This window comes from Tautonia sp. JC769, assembly GCF_040717455.1.
Classification (GTDB): Bacteria; Planctomycetota; Planctomycetia; order Isosphaerales; family Isosphaeraceae; genus Tautonia.
Map to the genome: position 1 here is coordinate 1 of NZ_JBFEFH010000076.1, position 833 is coordinate 833.

The following is an 833-nucleotide window of genomic DNA, read 5'->3' on the forward strand; positions in this document are numbered from 1 at the left end:
TGTCACCGGGTTCGGGTCGACGGTGTTGTACCGCAACGACGGCGACGGGACGTTCACGGACATCACCGAGTCGGCCGGTGTGTGGTCGGACCGCTGGAGCACGGCGGCCGGGTTCGCGGACCTGGACCGGGACGGGGACCTGGACCTGTTCGTCGCGACCTACGTCGAGGCCGACCCGAAGACCGCCCCCGAATGCCGCGATGCCTCGGGCCGACGCATTCACTGCCCTCCCGGCCGGTTCGAGGCGCAGAAGGAACTCCTGTTTCGCAACAACGGCGATCTGACGTTCACGGATGTCTCGGCCGAGGCCGGGGTCGAGCGTCCCGACGGCCAGGCGCTCGGCCTGGCGATCGCCGACCTCGACGGCGATGGGTGGCTCGACCTCTTCGTCGCCAACGACATCACCCCCGACTTCCTCTTCCGGAACCTGGGGGGGTTGCGGTTCGAGGAGGTGGGGGTGGCCTCCGGGGCGGCCTTCGACGGCGCCGGGCGGGCGACGGCGAGCATGGGGGTGGTGGCCGACGACCTGGACGGGGACGGCCTGCTCGACCTCTTCCACACCAACTTCCGCAACGAGCCGAACACCTTCCTCCGCAACCTGGGGGGCGGCCAATTCGTCGACGCGACGGCCGGGTCGGGGCTCGACGGCCCGAGCCTGGCCGTGACCGGATTCGGCTCGGTGGCGATCGACGCCGAGAACGACGGCACGCTCGACCTGTTCGTCGCCAACGGCCACGTGTTCGATCAGCCCTGGATCAATCAGCCGATGGCCCAGCGTCCCCACTGGTACACCGGCAAGGGGAATGGCCGTTATCAGGTCGCGATGCCCGCAA

The 833-nt window shown here is 69.5% G+C and carries 1 protein-coding gene; it reads left to right on the forward strand.

Annotated features, from left to right (window positions below; all coding sequences use genetic code 11):
* The coding region (locus AB1L88_RS26940) for a VCBS repeat-containing protein (RefSeq protein ID WP_367099815.1) at nt 1–833 on the forward strand (833 nt) is incomplete at both ends.